Genomic DNA, 1,322 nt, shown 5'->3' on the forward strand with positions numbered 1-1,322 from the left:
GGCATATAGGACAAAAAGTGTGTCTGCCCCGGGTGTGTCACCCGGGGCTTTGTCATGTCAGGGCACGGTTTAGCAGGGTCTGCCGGCCCATCCCTTCCTGGCCCAAAGCCCTTCCTCCGGGCTGTATCCCGTGCCCAGTGTTTCCGGTCCAGGCCGTTCTTCCTGGTGAACTGCCTTGGGTTCGGGTTTCAGGTGTTCGGGTCGGATGAGGGTGTGCGCTTCAGCTGGTTTCTCGCTGTGGGTGTAAAGCCACCATTCGACGGCGCGTTTGGCGTGTGCCGGCGGCATCCCGCGGTGGTTGCGCAGCAGGGCGCGCAGGTGCGTGTTGACCCCGCCCTCGATCTTGTTGGTCGTCGAGTCGACGCCGACGTCGCTGAGCTCCGGATGCAGATACGTGAACAGGTGACCGTTCTTGGCCAGGCGTTCCATCAGCCGGTAGGCCTTGCGCAGCCGGTCGTGGGTGTACCACCAGGCCTGGCCTGAACGGACCCCGGCTGGACGGAATCCCGCGGGGCCCTGCTGGTAGGTGCGCTGCTTGATCAGGTCCCCGTGCTCGGTGTTCCACTGGTTCAGCGCCTGGACCCAGGCGGCGGCCTCCTCGGTGGTCGTCAGCCGCGTCAGGGCCAGGGAGATGCGGCGCAGGGCCCGCCCCGCGTCGGTGCGCGGCCGCAGGGTCAGGTACGTGCGCACGTTGCGCTGGACGTGGACGAGGCAGCGCTGGATCCGGGTCTCGGGCCAGGCCCGCGACAGGGCCGAGGCCAGCCCCGATCCGCCGTCGATGACCACCGCGCGCGGGGCAGGGATCAGTTCCATCAGGGCCAGCCAGGCTGCCGACTTTTCCGTGTCGCACCACTGCCAGCCGATGACGTGCCCGTTGGCGATCGCGATCAGGCAGCACCAGCCCCGGCCGAGGTAGATGCCGTCCATCTGGATCTGGCCGTGGATCTCTCCGGTCACCGAGAGGGCGGGTTCGATGTTCCAGCACCACTGCGTGGAGCGCCGGAAGGTTCGACCGCCTCCGGGTCCGATCTCGGCCTGGGAGTCCTTGCCCATCAGCCACTGCACGAACCGGTCCAGTTCGGCCCTGCGGGCCAGGTCGCCACGCTTGCGCACACTGCTGGCCCCGCAGTCAATGCACCTCCAGCGTTGGGTCCCGGCGGTCGTCTTTCCATTGCGTTTCAGGGTAGAACCGCATACATCACAGTGCTTCGATTTTCCAGAACCATTCACGGTTAATGGCTCAAGGCTATAAGAAACCCCGTTCTACCGCGCCACCGTTGGGAAGCAGGCCCCTCACGGACACACTTTTTGTCCTATAAGCC

Annotated in this window: 1 protein-coding gene; it reads right to left on the minus strand. The window is 65.7% G+C overall.

Annotation, left to right across the window (positions count from 1 at the left end):
• Window positions 1–69: 69 nt before the first annotated feature.
• Window positions 70–1,230, minus strand: a complete 1,161-nt coding sequence (locus tag ACIPVK_RS21735; RefSeq protein ID WP_407614061.1) for an IS1249 family transposase — start codon at window positions 1,228–1,230, stop codon at window positions 70–72.
• Window positions 1,231–1,322 lie beyond the last annotated feature (92 nt).

Source organism: Paeniglutamicibacter sp. MACA_103, assembly GCF_045798555.1.
Taxonomy (GTDB): Bacteria; Actinomycetota; Actinomycetes; order Actinomycetales; family Micrococcaceae; genus Paeniglutamicibacter.